Here is a 21,842-nt window from a genome sequence, read left to right on the forward strand (position 1 = left end):
GCTAGTATTTCATCTACGCCGCTTGCGCAATATACTGCCACATCGCTGCACCATTATTGACAATGTGCAGTACGATTAGCAGTAGTAGCGAGCCTGACTTAATCCGTGCATAGCAAAATATCAATGCCAACACTACGATGGTACTGATTTCATAGATACCATACTGCACATGGATCACAGCAAATATCAAACTTGTCACAATACTGGCGACAATCGCCCCATGATTCGCTGAATATGATGGTGCTGTGAACTGTTCTGCGATGGCTGACCACAATATACCGCGAAAGATAACCTCTTCATAAATTGGTGCGACGACCACCATAGCAAAGACCAATAGCCAAACCGAACTGACTGACTGATAAAGAGGGTCAACAAACACCAGCGGTGCCATATCGAGTACATACGTTAGTGCCTGACTGGCAATCATAAATATCAGTAGTAGCCCAAGCATGCCTATACCCACCGACAGTGAGAACGGTTTTAGCGCTAAATATTGACGCAGGCTGCCACCTTTTAAACGAATGATAAGTACGCTAATTGCCACTAGCAATATACAGCCGATAAGTATAGACAGGCTCACAACCGTTCCATCATTACTACCAAAATAGAATATACGCCCTATCGATGTCCTTTCATCGGGAGGTAATATCAGCTTGCCAGCGACATAAACACCTACCAACTGACTGATAAAAAATGCAAGCACCATTCCTACTGTTAGCACGAATGTATCCACGCGCGAAAATAGCGGCAGAGACTTAGGTGAGACAGTCGTACTAGATGGCGCAGTTAGGTTCTTTGGCATAAAGGTATCACTTAAAAATACTCTGGCAGCTCATATCCATTACAAGCATGACTGATGGTATGTTGCATTTATCTTGACAGTTGCTGCTTGATCAATCCTAGCACCTGCATTGAGACAGACTCTGGATGCTCAAGTGGGAACATATGGCCTCCTTCGTGAGTCTCATAAGGAATACCCAAGCGCGATTTTATCTGCTGCGGAAAGCGACGTTTCAAAAAGATACTGTCTTGACCAATGATTAAAGTTACAGGCACTTTAGGGCCACGGTTTGGTGCAAGCCAATACCAAGATGGGTTGGTACGGAACACAGCAACTTCGCTGGCTTTAGGGATAGCCAATGTCACTTTACCATCAGCACGCTCATGCAAGCCGTGATCGATATATCCTTGAAAGCTACGCTCATCGAAACTCTTAAAAAACCCTTTATGTCGCATTTTCTCATATGCGTCGTCGCGGCTATCCCACACATCACGGCGATGTTTGGACACGCCAGCTGGTGACAGCTTGTCCATCAGACGATTATTCATGAGCGGTAATCTGTCTGCTGTCTTTGCCAAATGCCACAACAAGCTGACTTTGCCATAAATCCAAGGCGGGTCCATAAGCACTGCTTGTGCAAACAATTCAGGCTGACGATACGTGGCCTGCAACGTACACATAGCCCCAAGCGAATGCCCTACTGCTACTACCTGTGCTACGCTGTGCTTTTTACAGGTACTGTTTACGCTATCAATGATTTGCTGCGTCAGACTGCGCCAATGGTCATCCACTGGATAATCGGGCGTATCACCCAACATCGCAATATATTCAATCGTAAAAAATTCTGATAAACCTTCAAAAAACGGCTCATATACCGCGCTTGGCATTCCATTAGCATGAGCAAAATGCAGCACAGGTTTATTGGTTATTTTAGAGGCAGGCAGTTTAGCAAAGGACAGCGAATTTATTTCATCACTCATGACAGACTCTCGTAGGATCGTTTATGTTATATATTATTCTAATGATTGAACCTTGTACCATTATTAAAACCAACAGCATCAAAACCAACCCCTTCAAAACCAACTATGTTTATATGGCAAGTTTGACGACTGTATTTGATGGTTATAGTTGTATAGCTAATTTAATCAGGCTATCACTCAGACCAAGGTTTTTATTTGGTAGTGCATACAATTAAGGCTGAGCACAATTATATGCTCAGCCTTAACAATCATACACATTATATCTAGAACATAAAACGCTTAACGCATCTGCCCAGTGTTGCTTTCTTGTGGCAATACGTCGAGACTAACGCTAGAGCCAATACCTGCACCTAATTTCACTGCAAAACGGTCCATAAACATTTGGAACGGATCAGTTGGGCTATAGCTGATGATCGTATCAAGGTCTAGTTGCTTACTTAGACTTGTGATACTACCTGTTTTGTCTGCCAAACCTAGCTCAATAGACTGCTCACCTGTCCAGAATAACCCTGAGAACAGTTTGTTTTGCTCAGGATTCTTCAGACGGTCACCGCGCCCTTCTTTGACAGCGTTGATGAAATGCTTGTGCGTGTTTGCCAGTACTTTTTCGACATGATTTTCTTCATAATCAGTCAACGGACGAGATAAGCTTAAGATATCTTTATACTCACCAGCCGTAATCGTACGATCTTCTACGCCAACTTTGTCCATTAAGCCTTTAACGTTGTAGCTTGGCATAATGACCCCGATAGAGCCGACCAAACTTGATGGATTGACATAAATCTCATCGGCGGCAGACGCAATATAATAAGCACCTGACGCACCGATATCACCAATCACCGCATAAAGCTTTTTGTCTGGGTATTCTTGGCGTAAGTTCATCATGGTCTGCCAAATCTCATCAGACTGTACTGGTGAACCGCCAGGTGAGTTAATGTCCAATGCTACTGCTTTTGAGTTACTGTTTGCAAAAGCGTCTCTCAATGCTTCATTGACATCATACGCATTGGCCACATCATCATTACTGATAACACCTTGCAGCTCAACCACTGCCAAATGCGGATCGCTAGTATCGACTGCGTCCATACCTGTTGGCGCACTGCTACAACCACGACCAAGGGTTAAAAATATCAATAAGATATAACCAAAGGTCAGTAGTTTAAAAAAGATACTCCAGCGACGAGCGCGGCGCTGCTCAACCACACTCGCTAATAACGTGTTTTCCAGCACCTTCCATTCTTGTCCACTTGGCGGGCTTGGTTGCTGCAGTTGCGTTGGCTGATTTGCCGAGTTATCAGGACGTTTGTTAGGGTCTGGTGGCCAGTTGGGCATATAACTTCCTAAGTTAGAAACAATCTAAAACAATAAAATGAGGTTGTCGAGAAATACAGCTAGAACGGTGGTATATACCTGATACTGTCTCACCATATCTGTGACCTATGTTAATAGTCAGTGACCTGTATTAATAGGCTGCTAAGTATGGTGGTATTTCGATAATGGTTCAATAGTATAACTGTGAAATATCACTATATTGTAACGCTGATAATATAAGCCTTATTTTTGAGGGTTGGTGTTTTCAACATTGGGAATACTATCAATATTGCTTAGCGATTTAGTTGTTTAGCGATAATGCAGCTTCTAAAGGATTATTATCATAGGTTATAACTTCATCGATTCCCTGACGACTTATGACATCAGCTGTAATTTGCGAAGCACTCTGACCAAGCCAACGTGTATTTTTGAATAGCATGTCATCATTATTTGATTCAGCTGAACATAGTAATGACCACATTTGCCAAACGCGTTGATGAGTATCAGCATCTAAAATCAGACGTGACTGAGACTCTGACTGTTTGCCAGTTAACTTGTTAGATGCTATTTGTGCTGGAGGGCTAACAGGTGAATTGGCAGGTAACGAGTTAAGTGGGTCTGCCGCATTGTATCTTAGAACGCGTATAGGCAGATTAGTATCAAGAGCAATTGTACAATCCCAAACGCTGGTGTCACCTATCTTGGTCCAACCAGTGATGGCTTGTACTGACAACTCATCGTTGGCTGACTGCCATATTTTGCCTTGATCACAACGTTGGGCACTGATAGTGGGCGTATCTTCAGACTGCTTAACTGTTTTATAGGCTTGCTGAAATGCAGACCAACGATCAGAGCGCCCTGCTTGCCAATATTGGCTAATAGATAAACTACTATTTAATTGAGCAACGGTCATCGGCAGTAATTCAGAATTTTTGGTATTAGCAGTATTCTTATCGTCGTGAATTAACGTATCAGTCAGGCCGTCACTGCTACTCTGTATGACAATGCTCTCTAACTTATCGACAGATAAACTACCCAGTTGCTGCTTTAAATTTTCAGATAGTTTATCTGCTGTCAGGCTGCTTGGCATCGTTCGTGTAGAAGCTGGTCTATGGTCAGCTAAGAACAACCAATTGGTACTGTCTTCATTGACGGTAGGATATTGCAGCAATGCCGCCGTTATATACGAATCACCCGTTAGCAAAATATATAGGGTCGGCATCCTCACAAATGATTGCTGATTGGCATACACCGTGATCATCAGCAACGTTAATGGTGGCAACGTCAACCAACGGCTGAGTAAACCTTGTGGCAACAGCCAAGGCAATGCACTTAGCAAAGCCATCGATAGTATCGCGATATTAACTGGTGTATAGAGCCACGCATCCGATAGCGCTGGCAATGACGTCAGCCAACTCATCAAATCGTGTAGATGACCAACTATCGTACTAATAATTACCCAGAGAATATCAGCAATACTCGGCACCAAAAGGTAACATAGTCCTGCTAATAAATTGAGCGGTACAATCACCCAACCAAATAGCCCAATGGCAAATAAATTAATAAAAAGACCCCATAACGACGCCTTACCGAATAAAAGCAACGTAACGGGTAATAAAGTAAGAAACAGCCAAAACTGTAGTTTAAATACACGCTTGGCCATTCGCCAAACACGGCCAGAGAGCGCGTTACTGATATGAGTATGCTGCTTACTATCGTGTACAGTTGTTGCAGTAGTAGTCTGATGCTCATACGACTTATCGTCATACTTGAGCAATAGCGCTACTGCGATAAAAGACAGCCAATACCCTGCCTGCCATAATACGTAAGGGTCACCCCAAGCCATCAATACAGCTAGCGCTAATAGCACGCGCATCGTACTGACGGGGAGCAATGTTAATCTAACGAATCCAATCGCTAATAACATCCAAGCCGTACGGGCAGCAGGCACGTCAAAACCAGTAAATAGCGCATAAATAAAAGCGGCACCAATCATTACCCACCAGCGCACTTGCCAACGCGGAATACGACGATAAATCGCTGAATAATTACGATCAAACAGCAATACAACTATGCCTGCCAATACAATAGCCAAAAACAGTACGTGCGTGCCTGAAATAGCGAGCAGATGTGAGATACCCGCCAGTTGATATAAGTCCTTAGTATCACGATTAATCAAGCTACGATCGCCCGTAAGCAGACTTAATGTCACGGCTTTTGCTTGTTGCTCTGCTGTCGTTTGTGCTGACCAGTCTTGATAGAAATGCTGTCGTAATCGCCAACGCCCCTGATCGATACGAGTACGAAAGCGCTGAAGATATGAATCAGAGTCTAGCGACTGCTTCGAATATTTTTTATCGCTGATTTCATTGCTGATTTCGTTACTATTTACCAATATAGGACTAACGGCCAAAATATTTGCAACGCCATCAATATGCCGACCTCGCAACCAACGATAACTGTCAAAGCCAGTAGGGTTATTGACTGCTTGCTCAGAAGTAGCTAACGGCGCCAGTGCTAGGCTCATGAATATCTCATCACCGGGCTGCAAATCGTTTAAGGCTGCAAACTGGCTATCATTTGCAGACTTTCTTGGATAGGCGTTGAGTAGGACTCGGTGTTCGCTAACTTTGAGACTAACTTCATTGGGATTAACATCGTAATTTCTACTTAGGCTATTTTTATCAGCCTTTAAATAATTAGATGTTTTAGTTGCTAACTCTTGGGGCGTTAGCTCAGCGACTAATGGAGCGATATTCGTTATCACCGCTACTTGACGATAACCGCTGTCTGTAGTGGCATCATAAACACTGTCGCTCAACCCTTCGATACGCACGAGTGCTTGTACTCGTATTGGAGCAGTTATTTCAGTGGTTTCTGCTCGTTGGTGAGTAACCAAAGCTTGCAATGCACTGCCTATCACTAACGCAGTCGCTAATAAAGCTAAGACTAAATATCTAATAATTCGGAAAGGAAGTTTAGTATGACGAGATGCGTTGTTAAAGGTATCGTTATCAGCGCTGTGGCTGTCTATCGAGGGTATGTTGAATTGAGCAGAAGCCAGCAGAATCGTGGCAAATACAATCAGCTCCAACGACAGATTAGACGTACCAACTGTCTCTAGCAAGGATAAGTCAGTTGGCATTATCACATTATCTGCGACTGCCAATACGCCCATCATAACTATAATTATTAGGCTACCAATCAACCAGTACACCAGCACTCCTTGCTTGATGACTTAAATATTATTCGGCCAAATATGGTGACTTACTATAGCAAATGGCACGTGATGCAATAGCATTTATATTTATATTACCCTATACTGAGGCAACGTATTAGGTGGTAACTATCTGACACCACCATTCTGTGTGTTCTAACCTTTATCCTACTCACCATATATTACTTTATACCAGCTTCTCAATACTATTGAGTAGACTGTAGTTAATGATTAAAGGCGATCCTGTGCCCCAAAAACGTCTAAAAGACCTACTTCCCACACCAGAGAAAATCTTAGAAAGTCGCACTTTAAAGCTGTTTGCACCGCACTTGGCTGATCCAAGGTTATGGCATTTTAATCGACACAGCCTAAATAAGGCCGTCTATATCGGTGTACTAAGTGCATTTTTTCCGCTGCCAGGACAGATGTTGCTGGCGCTTATTGGCTCGCTTATTTTTCGTGCCAATGTCCCTATGGCGCTTGGTTTGACATGGATTACTAACCCAGTCACTAGCTTACCCATCTTCTATGCTGGATACTATATCGGTGCAAAGATCATTGATGCACCTGTGATTAGCTTGCGATTCATCGGTAGAATGATTGCTGATTTTAGCTTATGGGCATTATCAAACGGTGCCAATCCGTTCATTACTTATCGCGGTACAGTATCGCTTGCTGCATTTTGTATCGGGCTAACGATTTTGGCCGTGGTCACCAGTCTTATTTGCGGTTTGGCATTTAAGGCCATTTGGCGTTATAAAACCGTGGCGAGCTGGCAGAAACGTCAGCAGAAACCTTCTGACGAACCTGACGAATCTGACAAGTCATAAGGCAATTTATAAGGCAATTTATCTTTATTACACGGCTATAACGCTTACGCCCTGGCTAATCTAAGCTAGCAGAGCTTATTCTTCTTTACTGTTCTCTATAGCATTTAAGACTTTGTCAGTGAAATCCCTATCCATCGGTACGATCTCAATGACTTCATCATTTTTACAGAGCGTATAACGCTTACCTGTCGCGCTATCTTGGACTTTCAGGTCGTAATCAACCCCAGCCAAAGTGATGGCATCAAACACAGGTGTCAGTAGCTCGGTTTGCGCCTGTCTATCGAGCGTTTCAAACAGAGTTGGATCGATGTAAGGCTTTAACGGCTCATCACCCTTTTCCGCACTGCCAAAAGCCGCAATTGGATTATCATCTTCACGCATTTTACGCATCCTTATAAAATAGATAAGGCGGCTGGCTCACAACCGCTTAATCGCTAGTTTCTATGATATATTTTCTTAATAATACAACAGTAAACCTTTAACGTAACAGTCCTGAAAAACGCAAACAGATGGCGTTTCGGTCAGTTCTTTAACCTAATATAAAAAATTATTAATACTGTTCCCAATGCCCATTGCGTAGCAACAACTGACGGTCAGCAAGCGCCGCTAAATTGCGGTCGTGCGTCACCATAAGTAGCGCGGTTTGCATGGTGCTTTGTAGCTCTGACAACAGGCCAAATACGCTCTGCGCATTGTCATAATCCAAGTTACCTGTTGGCTCATCCGCCAAAATAAGCGATGGCTTAGTCACGAGCGCGCGTGCAATCGCTACACGTTGACGCTCGCCACCTGATAGCTCACCTGGTCTATGCATCAAACGATGCTCAAGACCGACATTTTCTAGAATCTCAACTGCCTGCTTACGAGCATCAGTCGTTGATACTTCTGGACGCATCAGCAATGGCATAGCTACGTTTTCGATTGCTGTAAATTCTGCCAACAGGTGATGAAACTGATAAATAAAGCCCAAATGCTTATTTCGCATTGCACCGCGCTCAGTTTCATTCATGCTATTTAATAACTGACCATGCAACCAAACCTCACCACTCGTTGGCGTATCTAGACCACCAAGCAAATGTAACAGCGTACTTTTACCTGAACCACTGGTACCAACGATAGCGATGCGCTCACCCGCATGAACAGTCAGATCAAGACCAGTCAATACTTGTGTACTGACCGCGCCTTCATCATATATCTTATTGATATTGGTCGCCTCTAAAATGGCAGACATAGCGCTTCCTTTATTTTATTTATTTCGGTATTTATCTCGATGTTTGGGCGTTTGGGATTACTCATAGCGTAACGTTTGAGCAGGCTGAATCTTAGCCGCTCGGCGCGCTGGATAAATCGTTGCCAAAAAGCTCAGTACAAACGATGCACCTGTAATTAATACCACGTCTAACAAACGCAACTGTGATGGCAAGTAATTGACAAAATACGCATCAAATAGGTTCAGACCAAAGGCTTGGTTAATAAAGCCTAAAATATCGCTGACCGTAAGCGCAAATATCACACCCAATATCGTACCAGCGATAGTACCGATGACCCCGATAACCACACCTTGAACCATAAAGACTTGCGTAATTAAACGAGGAGATGCACCAAAGGTTTTTAAGATTGCGATATCTGCTTTTTTATCGGTCACTAGCATAACCAGACTTGAGACAATGTTAAAAGCGGCAACTAGGATAATCAAAAATAGTAATAGGCCGACCATGGCTTTTTCCATTTGAATTGCCCCAAACAGATTGCCATGAGTTTGTGTCCAGTCATTTGGATATAGCTTTTCAGGTGCGATAGCAGCCGCTTTTTCCGCAGCTATAGGCGCAGTAAAGATATCGTTAAGCTTCATGCGTACGCCCTGTGCGCCTTCTGGCAGACGCAGTAACTTTGCCGCATCTCCCATCGGGATAAACGCCATAAGACTGTCTACTTCTGGGCTGATCGTAAAGATACCTGTCAGAGTAAAACGCTTAAATCGCGGTATCACGCCTGCTGGTGATGGTGACGCTTCTGGCAATACTAGCGTCACTTTATCCCCTATTTGCAGACCCAAAGACTGCACCATCTCCTCGCCCAACACGATACTGAAATCGCCACTTTTCAGGGTGTCAATACTACCTTCAATCATGTGCTCATTGATGATGGAGACATTTTTCTCGTATTCAGGCTCGACGCCTGTCACCATGATTCCTGCGACCTGACCATTTGATGTCAGCATCCCTTGCAGTTGAATGAATGGTGCCACAGCTGCCACTTCTGGGTCTTCTTTGATCTGATCAGCCAGCTGTTCCCAGTCGCCAATAATTTCTGATGAGACCACCGTAGCCTGCGGTACCATTCCCAAAATACGGGTTTTCAGTTCACGGTCGAAGCCGTTCATCACTGATAGCACCGTAATCAATACGGCAACCCCAAGCGTCAGACCAATCATCGAGATGAGTGATATAAAGGAGATAAAGCCATTACTACGTTCTGCTCGGGTATATCGTAAGCCGATAAATAACGCTAAAGGACGAAACATATTCAAACTCTTTATCTTATCTACGTGCGACTTTATATAGGTTGCATAACGAGCAGTAGTAAATGCATCATACAGTTGCTACTACTCACATATAAATCAAACACAAAAACAGGGGGTCAGACGAGCCAATAACAGCTGTCAAAAGGGAGCTAGTTTGACACAAACTAGCTGATATGTGCCAGTCATTAGCAACAACTGAGAGTATTTTTTACCAAAAAACTGGGTTTTGTTATTATTTTTTATAGGGGGCTTGCTATTATCTGTGCCAATACCTATATATTATATGCTAAAGACAATTGTCATTAACCCCTCATTGAGGTTTACTCGCTATTTACTGATAATATCGCTGACCATCATAAACCAATCATTTAAAATGTTGGATGGTACACAAGCAAACACAGTATTAGATACAAACCTCACGCTGACTTAATTTTGAGTATTTTCATGACCATAAATTATCAATACAAAAACATTCAATCTCCTACCAAGATCACGTTGACCGATGAGCAGTCTGCAGGTCACGCCGATCACTGGCGTATTCTGACCGATGATATGAGTCATGATGTGCCTGAGTGGCTACAAAAAATGATTGAAGTCGCCGCGATGCCTAAAGGCCTGAATAACAACGTCAGTGCAAAAGACAGCTGTCTGCTTCTATCAGAAGATCAGCCATGCCATATTAATCAAGTACTTGCGATGAAAGATGGTAAGCCAGAATGCTTTATCAATGCCTATCCTTGTGTCGATAGTCCTTACGGATTGAACTGCAAAATTGAGCGTGTCATCGCCAATGACAACTCACATGATGCCGTGTTGCGCTTACGTACTGCTGATGGCAGTATCATTTATGCGTTTGATCAACTCTATACGACCAACCGTCACCTATATCAACGCGACACCTCTTACTATGTCAACTTTAGTGCTTGGGCGCACGAAATTAAGCTAAGCGAGCAAGACGAAGTCATTATGGTCGAAGACCAAGAGTCTATCCGTTATCATCGTGCCTTTAACGATATCGTGGCGGCAAATGACGGAAAAATCCCTGATGACCTGCAAGAGCAAATCAGCGAATGGAAGCCTGAAACCAAAGAGCAAATGGCACCTGTCGAGATTAACTTAGGTCATATGTGCGCTTACCTGTTTGGCGATACGCTAGGACAAGAAGACGAGGCTTGGTGTCAAGGTCAAGTACTTGGCAAGCAAGAAACCGTCTTCAATGGTAAATCTATCATATTGTTTGACGTAGTGACGCTACGTGAGCAAGATGCAGATCCTTTTGTAGTGCGTATCGGTGCGCTTAATACTGCTGAGACTAATAGCATCAAAGTACATGACTACGTCCAAGCAAACGTATGGCTACAAGCAGCAATATACAAAGAAAACCAATCAAATGGGACGCAGCAATCAAAAGCTAGCTAGTCTTTTTGAGAGACTTTCACAGCTTTTTACGCTATTACTTATTTCGTTATGCAATGAAAAAGCCCCTAATATGAATTAGGGGCTTTTTTGTATCTTATAGATTCTTACAACGCAAAAACGTAACGTAAAATTCGTATGAATATGCGATTAAGCCATCGTCGTCATTGATTTGATGCGAGTGTATAGCTCTTTTTGCTCTGCGCTTGGACGTGCAGTCTGTACGGCCATTAGCTGTGACATATCGCCTTCGACACGGATTTTGCCACTCATAAACGCACCCATGATTTGATTGGTATCAAAATCAGTGATGATGGACTGTAGGATATCGCGATCTAATAACAGTGTCGTCGTTGCATTATCGTTTAAGCCGCGATGCAGCAAACCATTTGCAAAATTGGCTTCGATAGTTTTATCAGCTTCAGCCACTTTTAGGTTGACGACCATATTGGCAAGTACTGGCGGTAAGTTTAACTCACCTGCTTCGTTGCCCATTTTTTCTACTTGCTCAAACCATTCATCTGTCAAAAAAACTGCCATATTATATTATCCTTAATTGATATTCTGTCAGACCAATACTACTCAAGGCACTCTTGGCCTAACTATTAGAATTATTAAAATGATTGCTATCAATAGACCTATGCAATACATAGCCATTAATGACGTTCAGCCTCATTATAAAGGGCGACTTGATAAGAAGTAAAACCTATTTATCGGCTCAGCAATGTTATTGTTACAAAACTTCTTTGCAAGCCTACGCTTATGTCTAGCGAGCACTTCCCCTATTCAATCAAAATGAGCATCTAGAATAGTGACAAAATTGTGTATAAAATAGAGGAGTAGCACAGCAATAATAAGTTGCTCGCTAACATTTATACCAAAGAGTTTGTATTTTGGCGCATAGTTCTGATGATATTTAATTAGGATTGCGTTACAATACCCTTAAACAGAGTCGGGAGTTTTAACCAAAAATTACATAATCGTGTTTTTTGTCAGCCGCCGCTAGCATACATCTATGGTCAATGCGTTTTAATAGCCCTATAGATATGGGTATCTATCTTCATTAGTACAGATTTTTTCGTAATAATTAAGATACATATTTAGCCTTATGAGATGTTTGATGCTCAAAACGGCGCGTCTTCTTATTTACCCTGATGATCTATTAACAATCCTACTATCGATTGACCTTGAGTAAGGTGCATGAAGTGCCTATTTCTATTTATTAGTATTAACTGATAGACAGCAAGGGCCTGAATCGATAGTTAATGACGTCGTGGCGTTAAATAAGTCAAAAAACAACATGTGTTGGCACCAGTATAAATATGAATTTGAGAGTATTTATAGTGCAGACAGCATAGATTGTTGGTTAATTCTGTTGATAATTCGGGCTGTAAAGGAATCATCCAATGAGTTTACAAAACACAGCAGTCGCCCCAGTTGACCGTGAGTATGAAATTACTGTCGTAAGATTTTTTACGATCATGGCTGTCGTTTGGGGCATCGTCGGCATGAGTCTTGGTGTGTTCATTGCTTCACAGTTAGCATGGCCAGCACTCAACTTTGACATTCCATGGCTGACCTTTAGTCATTTAAGACCACTGCATACCAATGCGGTGATTTTTGCGTTCGGTGGTTCTGCCCTGTTCGCAACGTCTTACTACATCGTTCAGCGTACCTGTAAAACGCGCTTATTTGCGCCGTACTTAGCTTGGTTCACCTTTTGGGGTTGGCAGGCAGTTATTGTTGCTGCCATCATCACGCTTCCTCTAGGTTTGACTACCAGTAAAGAATACGCTGAGCTTGAGTGGCCTATTGATATCTTAATTGCCTTGGTATGGATTTCTTATGCCATCGTATTTTTTGGTACACTCATCAAACGTAAAACCTCACATATTTATGTGGCTAACTGGTTCTTTGCCGCTTTCATCATTACGATTGCACTACTACACATCGTAAACAGCATGGCGATTCCTGTTAGTGCGTTCAAATCTTACTCGCTATTTGGCGGTGCAACTGATGCGATGGTGCAGTGGTGGTACGGACATAACGCGGTAGGTTTTTACTTAACGGCAGCCTTCCTTGGAATGATGTATTATTTCGTTCCTGTACAGATTGGCCGTCCTATCTATTCTTATCGTTTGTCTATCGTTCACTTTTGGGCATTGATTGCTTCATATATGTGGGCTGGTGGTCACCATTTGCATTATTCAGCGCTTCCTGATTGGACGCAGTCTCTTGCTATGGTCTTCTCAATCATCCTATTCGCACCATCTTGGGGTGGTATGATTAACGGTGTACTAACGCTATCAGGTAGTTGGGATAAGCTACGTACCGATCCGATCATCCGCTTTATGATTGTTGCATTGTCGTTCTACGCGATGTCGACGTTCGAAGGTCCAATGATGTCTATCAAGACAGTGAATGCGCTATCGCACAACACTGATTGGACAATTGGTCATGTACACTCAGGTGCGCTTGGCTGGGTTGGTATGATTACCATTGGTTCGCTATATGTACTGTTACCACGTATTTATAACAAACCGAAGATGTACTCTATCAGCTTAATCACCACGCATTTTTGGCTTGCGACTGCAGGAACGATTTTCTATATCGTGTCTATGTGGATCTCAGGTATTGGCCAAGGCATGATGTGGCTTGCTACTAACCCAGACGGTACTTTGGTATATAGCTTCGTTGATACTGTTGAATTCTCGCATTTCCCATATATTGGCCGTGCATTTGGTGGCTTCTTATATGTATCGGGTATGTTTGTAATGGCTTATAACTGCTATAAAACACTCAAAATGCCAGAAGGTAAGCCTGTAGATGTCGCTGATCCAACGGATCATGAACCTAGTGTCGAAAAACCTTCGACAGCTAACGTATAAGGAGCGATCATGGCTGGTACACCGCATGAAATTATTGAAAAAAATACAGGCTTGTTAGTCATTGGTATCGTGATTGCTATTAGTTTTGCAACGCTAGTTGAAATCGTGCCATTGATCTATGACAACAAGGGTCCTGAAGAAGGCGGCTTGAACAAGCCCCTTCCTGCTATGGAACCTTGGACAGCGCTTGAATTTGAAGGTCGTGATATTTATATCCGTGAAGGATGTCACGTTTGTCATACTCAAATGGTTCGCCCATTACGTGCAGAAGTTGAACGTTATGGACCATATTCACGTGCCGCTGAGTCGACGTGGGATCATCCATTCTTATGGGGATCGAAACGTACTGGACCAGATTTAGCACGTGTTGGTGGCCGTTATTCTGAAGATTGGCAAAAGCAACATTTGATCAATCCACGTTCGCTAGTGCCTGAGTCAGTTATGCCAGGTTTCCCTTGGCTCGCTGAAAATGAAGTAGATGGCGAAAATATTCAAGCTAAAATGCGTCTATTCCGCGATCGCTTCGGTGTTCCTTATACTGAAGAAGACATTGAAGGCGCTCCAGATGCAGTGCTTGGCGCTACTGAGCTTGACGCTTTGGTTGCTTATCTACAACAGTTAGGTACCGCAATGGAAGGACAGCGCTAATGGGTATTGGTGAATTACAAACAATTGCGACCGTTTCTGCCTTTATTGCCTTCGTAGGCGTTGCATGGTGGGCGTATTCGCCAAAAAACAAAAAACGCTTCGAAGAAGATGCACAACTTGCGCTTGATGACGAGGATATAAAATCTCTGTCTGAAGAGCAGCGCAATAAGGATAAATGATGACATTTTTTTGGAGTTCTTGGATCACGCTAATCAGTTTCGGTTGCTGGCTTTTTATTCTTGGCGTTCTGCTGTTTGTACTAAAATACAAACCAGACGTTGAGGAAGACGGTACCACTGGTCATGAATATGATGGTATCCGAGAATACGACAAAGCACTTCCTAAATGGTGGTTGGTGATATTTTTTGGTTCAATCGTTTGGGGTGTGGCGTACTGGGTATTCTTTCCAGCTATGTTCCCAGCACATTGGAAAGGTATCGCCACCGTAGAAGTTGACGGTGAAACTGTACCGTGGACCTCTAAAAACGAGTTGTTCAGTGAGCTTGAAAGTAACAACAAAGTATTTACTGATAACTTTGAAAAAAGCATTTTGGTAAAAGCAGACGCTGCAGGCGCGACTGCGACACTTGGTACGCTAAACGAGTTACAAGCGACCATGCGTCGTAGCGAAAACCCACCAGCAGATCTACAGACTAAAATTGACGAAAAAGTTGCAGAACTTGCTCCTTATGTCGAAAAACTGTCTGAAAATCCAAATGCTTTAAAAGTTGGTAGCCGTTTGTTCCTACAGAACTGTTCTGTATGTCATGGCTCTAACGCTAAAGGTGCGACAGGTTACCCTAACCTAACGGATAATGATTGGTTATACGGCGGCGAAGCTAGCAATATTTTGACTACGCTACACAATGGTCGTATCGGCGGTATGCCTGCTTGGCGCGATCAGATCGGCGAAGACGGTGTACGTGCAGCTTCTGAGTATGTATTGTCACTATCTCCAAACAACGGTAGTAAGAGTAACGGTGAACTTGATCAAACCTTGGTTAATCAAGGCGAAGCTATCTTTAAGCAACAGTGTGCACTATGTCACTCTGAAAGCGGTAAAGGTATGATTTCAGCAGGTGCACCGAACTTGACTGACAATATCTGGTTATATGGCGGTGAGCGTGAGACTGTACGTAATACATTACGTTATGGCCGTGCTGGCGTTATGCCTCAGTGGGAAACTAAGCTAGGTAATGAGCGTATCATGCTACTTGCTGCTTATATCTACTCACTATCAGATAAAACAGGCAAATCACCTGAATCAGCACCAGTTACTGCTGTAGCTACTCAGCCTGTAGCAACTGAAGAAGCAACTGCTAACTAAGACGTTGTTACTGTACTGAATATGGACGAGATTTAATGAAGGGAGAACTGTTATTGCAGTTCTCCCTTTTGCGTATAGTGATATTGATTTTCATTTAAAAATGACAGTGATGAGCGCCTATAAATACTAGAAAACGTTCTCATATATTCGTTGCTTTTTATGATTATCACCCCATTATTAGTAGGGAGAATGTTAGAATAGCTATTTTTTAAAATAGTCTATTGGTCATGGCTTTATATCGCTCTGACTCAATCATATAACACGATAGTCAACTTCACATAAATTAGATACAGGCTCGTTTAGTCTACTATTTGTAGTACTTTCGCGTCCCTTTACTTGTATCAAGATTATGTTGAACCGACTATATTTACAATCGATCATTTGGTAAGCAGATTAGAAGGTTTTCTATCGGATTTTCTATCCGCTATTTACTGACATTGATAACATCATACACTCATATACCTCGACGCTAGAGGTGTTTGTTCATCATGCCAGCAGACTGATTCTTTTTTTAAAGAGGCACGTTTATGTCAGCACAACAATCCAATAAAATTCCTGTACAACAAGTCGATCTTGATGCAACTAAGCATCGTGTGCACCCGAGGTTTGTCACAGGTTTTTATCAAAACATTCGTGTCATTACGATGTATGCTCTTTTGGCGGCTTTTTTACTTTTGCCATGGCTGCGCTATAATGATAGACAAGCAATATGGTTTGATGTGCCATCGCAGCATTACTATATTTTTGGCATGACGTTTTTGACGCAAGATTTTTATTTTATTGCTGCATTTGCCATTATTGCCGCGTTTACGCTGTTTATGGTGACGGTATATGCTGGACGCGTTTGGTGCGGTTACGCCTGTCCTCAAACGATATGGACGCATCTATATCAATATGTTGAAAAATGGGTGATTGGCGATCGTAATAAGCGTATCAAGTTTGATAAAGCACCGTTAAGTGCGAGCAAGGTATTCAAGCGTACGGTTGTTTATTCAATTTGGTTTTTGCTTTCTGTGATTACAGCAGCGACCTTTGTTAGTTATGTAGCAGGTACAGATTCTCTATATCACAGTTGGCAGTCAATAGGAGTAATTCCATTCCCTGACTGGCCAACATGGGTATGGGTCTCAATGTTTATCTTTACCTTTGCTACTTATGCCAATGCAGGCTATATGCGTGAGCAAATGTGTGTACAGATTTGTCCTTATGGCCGCTTTCAGAGTGTGATGTTTGATAAAGACACATTGATCGTATCTTATGATTATGAGCGTGGTGAGCCGCGCGGTGCCCGTAAAAAAGGCACAAATCCAGAGCACTTAGGCGACTGCGTTGAATGTACGATGTGCGTGCAGGTCTGCCCTACTGGTATCGATATTCGTGATGGTTTACAAGTTGCCTGTATCCAGTGTGCAGCTTGTATTGATGCCTGTAACGAAGTGATGGACAAGGTCGGCTATCCGCGTGGCCTGATTCGTTATACTACCGAACGACAGCTAGCAGAAAAAGAGCCAAGCCGCGTACTACGCCCACGATTATTTGCTTATTTGACATTATTAGCCGTACTATGTGGCGGCGTTATATATGCGTTAACCGATCGCGTGCCCTTAGAGATTGATATTCGCCGTGACCGTAATCAGTTGTCGTCTATCAACAATCAAGGCATGATCGAAAACAGCTATATCGTTAAGCTAACCAATAAGACGCAGGACGCTCATACCTACACGATAACACTAGCACCGCAAAAAGGGCTGAGCTTAGAGCTGCGCTTTAACGATGTACCATTAGAAGCTGGCGAAAGCTTTGATATGCCAGTCAGCATTTATGGTGATCCTGATGTAATAGAGTTTGGCCAAACGCCTGTCACGCTAAATGTGAGCAGCGAAAACGGTAAGTACAAGGTAAGTAAGGAAAATATCTTTACGACCCAAGGTCAGTAAATGATTAATACACCCGTTATTTAGTTTCATGTATGTCATTCGGTAGTCTGTAGCTAGTGCAAGTAGTTAAATAATTAATTGTGCTAGCTAAAGGCTATCAAATAAATGTTTTACCATTAAACTGGCAGCACTTAGCCGCCAAATTATCCGTTGATACCATTTGTAGATGTCTAATGAACAGCTATCTATTGAATGCGTATCTGATGCATAGGTATTTTATGTCTACTCCAGCACCGAACTTTAAACATCAAGATAAGCAGCCATGGTATAAAAATTACATGGTCGTTATCTTTGTGATTGGCATGCCTGCTGCGGTCGTGATCGCTTGTATTTGGTTTGTTTATTACTCTTACCAGATCCGTGATAGCGTGGTACGTGACGACTGGTATATGGATGGCAAAACGCTCTATCACGATGTGTCTCGTGATAAGCTCACGTATGACTTAGACTTACATGGACAAATGCAGTTTGCAGAAAATGGCGATATTGTGTTTTATCTCAACTACCCTGAGCAAAGCGTCCAGTCAGGCAAGCTGCTAAACGGTACACCACTTACCTATCCTGATACGTTGGAGCTTTCCATTTCTCATGCAACGGATATCAAAAAAGACCGCGATGTTGTCCTTAAGCATGTTGAAGGCAATAAATACAGTGCACAAGTCGATATCGATCCTGTAAAAGCCAAGTATTACCTTCAGGTTAGCAATGACAGTAAAGATGATTGGCGTATGCAAGATGTCGCAAAATTGCCTCGTTCGAAGGTTAGTTTTGACCCGCTACCCGTTTTTGCTAAAAGTTAATACTGTTAGTAGCATCCAGACATAAAAAAATCAGCCACTCATCAGAGATTGGCTGGTTTTTTTTAGCTATTTAATATTCTACTAATTAATAGGTACTATTTAATCTCGTACTAATTTAGCAACTACTAAATCACTGGGTTAATCGTTGGGATTTTATGTGCTTTACGCTCATTTTGTGCAGCTTTTTCCGTTTCTGTTGAATAAGGCTTATCGCTAGCGAACTTAGGATTGAACGTTTGCGTCCTTGGTGATACAGGTAAACCAATCTCAGCCAAACTATCTGTCTGCCCAGCTTGAATATTGTCACCTTCAAATAAACGCTCATCATTATCACGGTCAAGACTGAGTGTTTCAAAGTCAAAAAGCTCACGATCAGCTAACTGTGATGGCGCAACGTTTTGCATTGCCTTAAAGATCGAAGCCAAACGCTGCGGGTGAGCATCATCCCATTCACGCAGCATATCGTTGATGATGGCACGTTGTAGATTGGTCTGGCTGCCACACAGGTTACAAGGAATGATTGGGAACTCCTTTAATTTGGCATATTCAATGATGTCTTTCTCTTCGACATAGGCCAATGGGCGAATCAGCATATTTTGCTTGTCATCACTCAGCAGTTTGGGCGGCATGGATTTGAGTGCACCACCATGAAATAAGTTCAAAAAGAAGGTCGCCAACATATCGTCACGGTGATGGCCAAGGGCAACCTTAGTCGCGCCAATTTGTTTAGCAAAGCCATATAATGAGCCGCGGCGCAGACGCGAACAGGCCGAGCAATAGGTTTTTCCTTCTGGTACTACGCTTTTGACGATGCTATATGTGTCTTTTTCTAAAATATAGTGAGCAATGCCCTGCTCGTTTAGATACGCAGGTAAAATGTCTTCCGGATAGCCTGGCTGCTTTTGGTCGAGATTGACCGCAACGATGTCAAAATGAATCGGTGCAATGCGTTTTAGCAGCAATAAAATATCAAGTAAGGTATAGCTGTCTTTACCACCCGAAACACAGACCATCACCACATCGCCATCTTCAATCATGTTGAAATCACGGATTGCCCAAGAAACTTGGCGACGCAGCTTCTTTTGTAGTTTACGAAAGTACGCTGACTCGGTAGGTGCTTGTGCATCGGCAAACTGCTCGTCAATCATGTCCTCATCACTGCCATCTTCAGAGACGTCATCGTACTCTCTACTATCAGTATCGGTGTCTAAAGCCTGACTATCAAAGCTCATTGCATCAGATACATCATCAGCTTGAGAAGGAATATTTGGCGTAAATAAGGTTGCTGCGGTCATAAGTTACTCAATATCTTTATAAGGGTGATTTTACTATAAAGCGATTTGCGATAAAGCTTTTAAAGCATTATCACCGATGTCATGTGACTGATACTTTAAAAGCTGCGATTATAACAAATATTGCTAACAGATTGAAAAGATGACAGTAATACCGACTTTATTTTATTACGATGCTGTTTAAATTTGCTTTGGCAGCTTAGTGACGGGTGATTGGTCGCTTCGTGGTTCTGTAGTAGACGTATTTTTGCTAAAATAGCCGTTTTCGTAAACCAATAATAGATATCACTATGACTAACGTTACTTTGCAAAACACCCCCAATCAAGTATCAGATGCTGATTTAGCTGCTCTTACCAAAAGCCAAAATGCGGTTGTCCTTTTATCAGGCGGTCTCGATTCGGTGACTTGCTTATATTGGGCAAAAGCGCGCTATGCATCAGTGACAGCAGTCAGCTTTAACTATGGTCAGCGTCATAATAGTGAACTTGTCGCCGCAAAAACTATCGCTGAGACAGCAGGTGTCAATCATAGAATCATTGATATTGATATCGCACAACTGGGTGGTTCATCATTAACAGATCACAGCATGATCGTGCCAGACGGTGATTCGGACAAATTCCCTAGCAAAAAGCGCGACGAAATCGATAACGACGCTATCCCAAATACCTATGTGCCTGCACGCAACACTATCTTCTTATCGTACGCGTTAGCAGTCGCCGAAGTCGCTGATGCAAATCATATTGTCATCGGTGTCAGCTCAGTTGACTACTCGGGCTACCCTGATTGTCGCCCAGAGTATATAGCTGCCTTTGAACATATGGCCAATCTCGCGACAAAAGCAGGCGTTACTGGTCATCGCTTATCGATTCAAACGCCATTACAGCAATTATCAAAAGCCCAAACTATTGAGCTCGGTCTGTCATTAGGTGTCGATTACGGACAGACGATTTCTTGTTATCGCGCAGATGCCAATGGTCTTGCTTGCGGTGTTTGTGATAGCTGCGCATTGCGTCGTCAGGGCTTCGCCCAAGCTGGCGTCACCGACCCTACTCATTATCAGTCTTAATTAATTTTAGTCAGTCCTATATAAGTTGGGTACGGTACAAGGCGCGCTTAGTCTACTACTTGTATTACGTCTACTCGCCTATCTTATACCCAAATCATATAAGACCGACTATGTATTAACGCTAAACGCTGCGTGGCATGATGATACCCATCAACATTCGCGCAACATTCGCTTGCATTAACACAGCACGTCGTTCTTGTATTCTAATCGACATACTTGCTATCGTATGAACGATTATATTTATCGAAAGATGTACATGACGATATCGGTCACTCATATATTGATGAGTTGACTTTGCATTGAGCAAAAGATAAAAAATTGACGCTACCCGTAAGAGGAAATTTATGAAGTTTTTGCCAGTACTACCCCTAGCCTTAGCGGCCCTGTTTGCCTTGCCACAAGCTAACGCTGCTGACATTAAGCAAGATAATATCAATTCATGTGTCAATGGCGCAGTCAAATACAAGGTCGCTGACAAAAGCAACGCAACCAAACTATGTAACTGTACTATTGGTGTGCGCAGCAACATGACTATCGGTCAAATGTGGGAAATTGAAAGCTACGCACAAGACAAGAAAGACCCTTCTAATCTGCCATATGTGAAAGCGATGCAAAAAGATTTGCAGCAGTGCACCGTTGGCTTAGATTTGAAGAAGCCACAAAAACCTGCGTAACCTCTAATCGTTTGATATATAAAAGACTGGCCATTGCCAGTCTTTTTTGTTGCCAATGAATGGGCAAAGTGTAAAACTGATTATTTATTTCTACTAATCTGCCTATAATAAGAACACGATAAATAGAACCATCATTAAGCCAATACACAT

The 21,842-nt window shown here is 42.6% G+C and carries 19 protein-coding genes; 10 read left to right on the forward strand and 9 right to left on the reverse strand.

Annotated features, from left to right (window positions below):
• Positions 1-13: 13 nt before the first annotated feature.
• The 4 genes from ACQKCP_RS05295 to ACQKCP_RS05310 form a co-directional block, all read right to left on the reverse strand.
• The gene (locus tag ACQKCP_RS05295) at positions 14-802 is read right to left on the reverse strand and encodes a CPBP family intramembrane glutamic endopeptidase (protein WP_427611557.1); all 789 of its coding nucleotides are present in this window, start codon (positions 800-802) and stop codon (positions 14-16) included.
• Positions 803-870: 68 nt separating this feature from the next.
• A complete protein-coding gene (locus ACQKCP_RS05300; protein ID WP_427611558.1) occupies positions 871-1,761 on the reverse strand; it encodes an alpha/beta fold hydrolase in 891 nt (296 codons plus the stop codon).
• 279 nt (positions 1,762-2,040) lie between these two features.
• A complete protein-coding gene (gene sppA, locus ACQKCP_RS05305; protein WP_427611559.1) occupies positions 2,041-3,093 on the reverse strand; it encodes a signal peptide peptidase SppA in 1,053 nt (350 codons plus the stop codon).
• A 280-nt stretch (positions 3,094-3,373) separates the two neighbouring features.
• Positions 3,374-6,289: a ComEC/Rec2 family competence protein gene (locus ACQKCP_RS05310; RefSeq protein WP_427611560.1), complete on the reverse strand. Its 2,916-nt coding sequence runs from the start codon at positions 6,287-6,289 to the stop codon at positions 3,374-3,376.
• Between the two features lie 245 nt (positions 6,290-6,534).
• Here ACQKCP_RS05310 and ACQKCP_RS05315 point away from each other — a divergent pair, with 245 nt between their 5' ends.
• Positions 6,535-7,119, forward strand: coding sequence for a DUF2062 domain-containing protein (locus tag ACQKCP_RS05315; RefSeq protein ID WP_427611561.1), 585 nt, complete (start codon positions 6,535-6,537; stop codon positions 7,117-7,119).
• Positions 7,120-7,194: 75 nt separating this feature from the next.
• Here ACQKCP_RS05315 and ACQKCP_RS05320 read toward each other — a convergent pair whose 3' ends face one another.
• The 3 genes from ACQKCP_RS05320 to ACQKCP_RS05330 all read right to left on the reverse strand — a co-directional run bounded on the left by ACQKCP_RS05320 (position 7,195) and on the right by ACQKCP_RS05330 (position 9,643).
• Positions 7,195-7,500: a hypothetical protein gene (locus ACQKCP_RS05320; RefSeq protein ID WP_427611562.1), complete on the reverse strand. Its 306-nt coding sequence runs from the start codon at positions 7,498-7,500 to the stop codon at positions 7,195-7,197.
• A gap of 169 nt (positions 7,501-7,669) precedes the next feature.
• The gene (gene lolD / locus ACQKCP_RS05325) at positions 7,670-8,350 is read right to left on the reverse strand and encodes a lipoprotein-releasing ABC transporter ATP-binding protein LolD (RefSeq protein WP_057760792.1); all 681 of its coding nucleotides are present in this window, start codon (positions 8,348-8,350) and stop codon (positions 7,670-7,672) included.
• Positions 8,351-8,407: 57 nt separating this feature from the next.
• Entirely contained in the window at positions 8,408-9,643 is a 1,236-nt protein-coding gene (locus tag ACQKCP_RS05330; protein ID WP_102092330.1) for a lipoprotein-releasing ABC transporter permease subunit, read from the reverse strand.
• Positions 9,644-10,087: 444 nt separating this feature from the next.
• On the opposite strand from ACQKCP_RS05330, the gene ACQKCP_RS05335 reads away from it, so the two are divergent.
• Positions 10,088-11,062, forward strand: a complete 975-nt coding sequence (locus ACQKCP_RS05335; protein WP_427611563.1) for a hypothetical protein — start codon at positions 10,088-10,090, stop codon at positions 11,060-11,062.
• A 147-nt stretch (positions 11,063-11,209) separates the two neighbouring features.
• Here the strand turns inward: ACQKCP_RS05335 and ACQKCP_RS05340 are convergent, their stop codons facing one another.
• Positions 11,210-11,599: an SCP2 sterol-binding domain-containing protein gene (locus tag ACQKCP_RS05340; RefSeq protein WP_057760797.1), complete on the reverse strand. Its 390-nt coding sequence runs from the start codon at positions 11,597-11,599 to the stop codon at positions 11,210-11,212.
• A gap of 866 nt (positions 11,600-12,465) precedes the next feature.
• Between ACQKCP_RS05340 and ccoN the strand changes: the two genes are divergently transcribed.
• From ccoN to ACQKCP_RS05370, 6 genes are all read left to right on the forward strand, one after another.
• Positions 12,466-13,947 (forward strand): cytochrome-c oxidase, cbb3-type subunit I, encoded by a 1,482-nt coding sequence (gene ccoN, locus ACQKCP_RS05345; protein WP_191113886.1) that lies wholly within the window; start codon positions 12,466-12,468, stop codon positions 13,945-13,947.
• A gap of 9 nt (positions 13,948-13,956) precedes the next feature.
• On the forward strand, positions 13,957-14,595 hold the full coding sequence (gene ccoO, locus ACQKCP_RS05350) for a cytochrome-c oxidase, cbb3-type subunit II (protein ID WP_427611564.1): 639 nt from the start codon (positions 13,957-13,959) through the stop codon (positions 14,593-14,595).
• Positions 14,595-14,774, forward strand: a complete 180-nt coding sequence (locus ACQKCP_RS05355; RefSeq protein WP_057760804.1) for a CcoQ/FixQ family Cbb3-type cytochrome c oxidase assembly chaperone — start codon at positions 14,595-14,597, stop codon at positions 14,772-14,774. Before ccoO ends, ACQKCP_RS05355 begins: the two co-directional genes overlap by 1 nt.
• The gene (locus ACQKCP_RS05360) at positions 14,774-15,922 is read left to right on the forward strand and encodes a c-type cytochrome (protein ID WP_427611565.1); all 1,149 of its coding nucleotides are present in this window, start codon (positions 14,774-14,776) and stop codon (positions 15,920-15,922) included. The genes ACQKCP_RS05355 and ACQKCP_RS05360 overlap by 1 nt, the downstream gene beginning before the upstream one ends.
• 527 nt (positions 15,923-16,449) lie before the next feature.
• Positions 16,450-17,859, forward strand: a complete 1,410-nt coding sequence (gene ccoG, locus ACQKCP_RS05365) for a cytochrome c oxidase accessory protein CcoG (RefSeq protein WP_427611566.1) — start codon at positions 16,450-16,452, stop codon at positions 17,857-17,859.
• Positions 17,860-18,077: 218 nt separating this feature from the next.
• A complete protein-coding gene (locus ACQKCP_RS05370; RefSeq protein WP_427611567.1) occupies positions 18,078-18,659 on the forward strand; it encodes a FixH family protein in 582 nt (193 codons plus the stop codon).
• A gap of 125 nt (positions 18,660-18,784) precedes the next feature.
• On the opposite strand, the gene ttcA is transcribed toward ACQKCP_RS05370, so the two are convergent.
• Positions 18,785-19,807 carry a tRNA 2-thiocytidine(32) synthetase TtcA gene (gene ttcA / locus ACQKCP_RS05375; RefSeq protein WP_427611675.1) on the reverse strand — a complete coding sequence of 341 codons (1,023 nt, stop codon included), beginning with the start codon at positions 19,805-19,807 and terminating at the stop codon, positions 18,785-18,787.
• A gap of 434 nt (positions 19,808-20,241) precedes the next feature.
• Between ttcA and queC the strand changes: the two genes are divergently transcribed.
• Entirely contained in the window at positions 20,242-21,018 is a 777-nt protein-coding gene (gene queC, locus ACQKCP_RS05380; protein WP_101205716.1) for a 7-cyano-7-deazaguanine synthase QueC, read from the forward strand.
• 344 nt (positions 21,019-21,362) lie between these two features.
• Positions 21,363-21,692 carry a hypothetical protein gene (locus ACQKCP_RS05385; protein ID WP_179798272.1) on the forward strand — a complete coding sequence of 110 codons (330 nt, stop codon included), beginning with the start codon at positions 21,363-21,365 and terminating at the stop codon, positions 21,690-21,692.
• The last annotated feature ends 150 nt before the right edge of the window (positions 21,693-21,842 follow it).

It is taken from the genome of Psychrobacter sp. NPDC078631, from assembly GCF_050268165.1.
In the GTDB taxonomy this organism is placed as follows: Bacteria; Pseudomonadota; Gammaproteobacteria; order Pseudomonadales; family Moraxellaceae; genus Psychrobacter.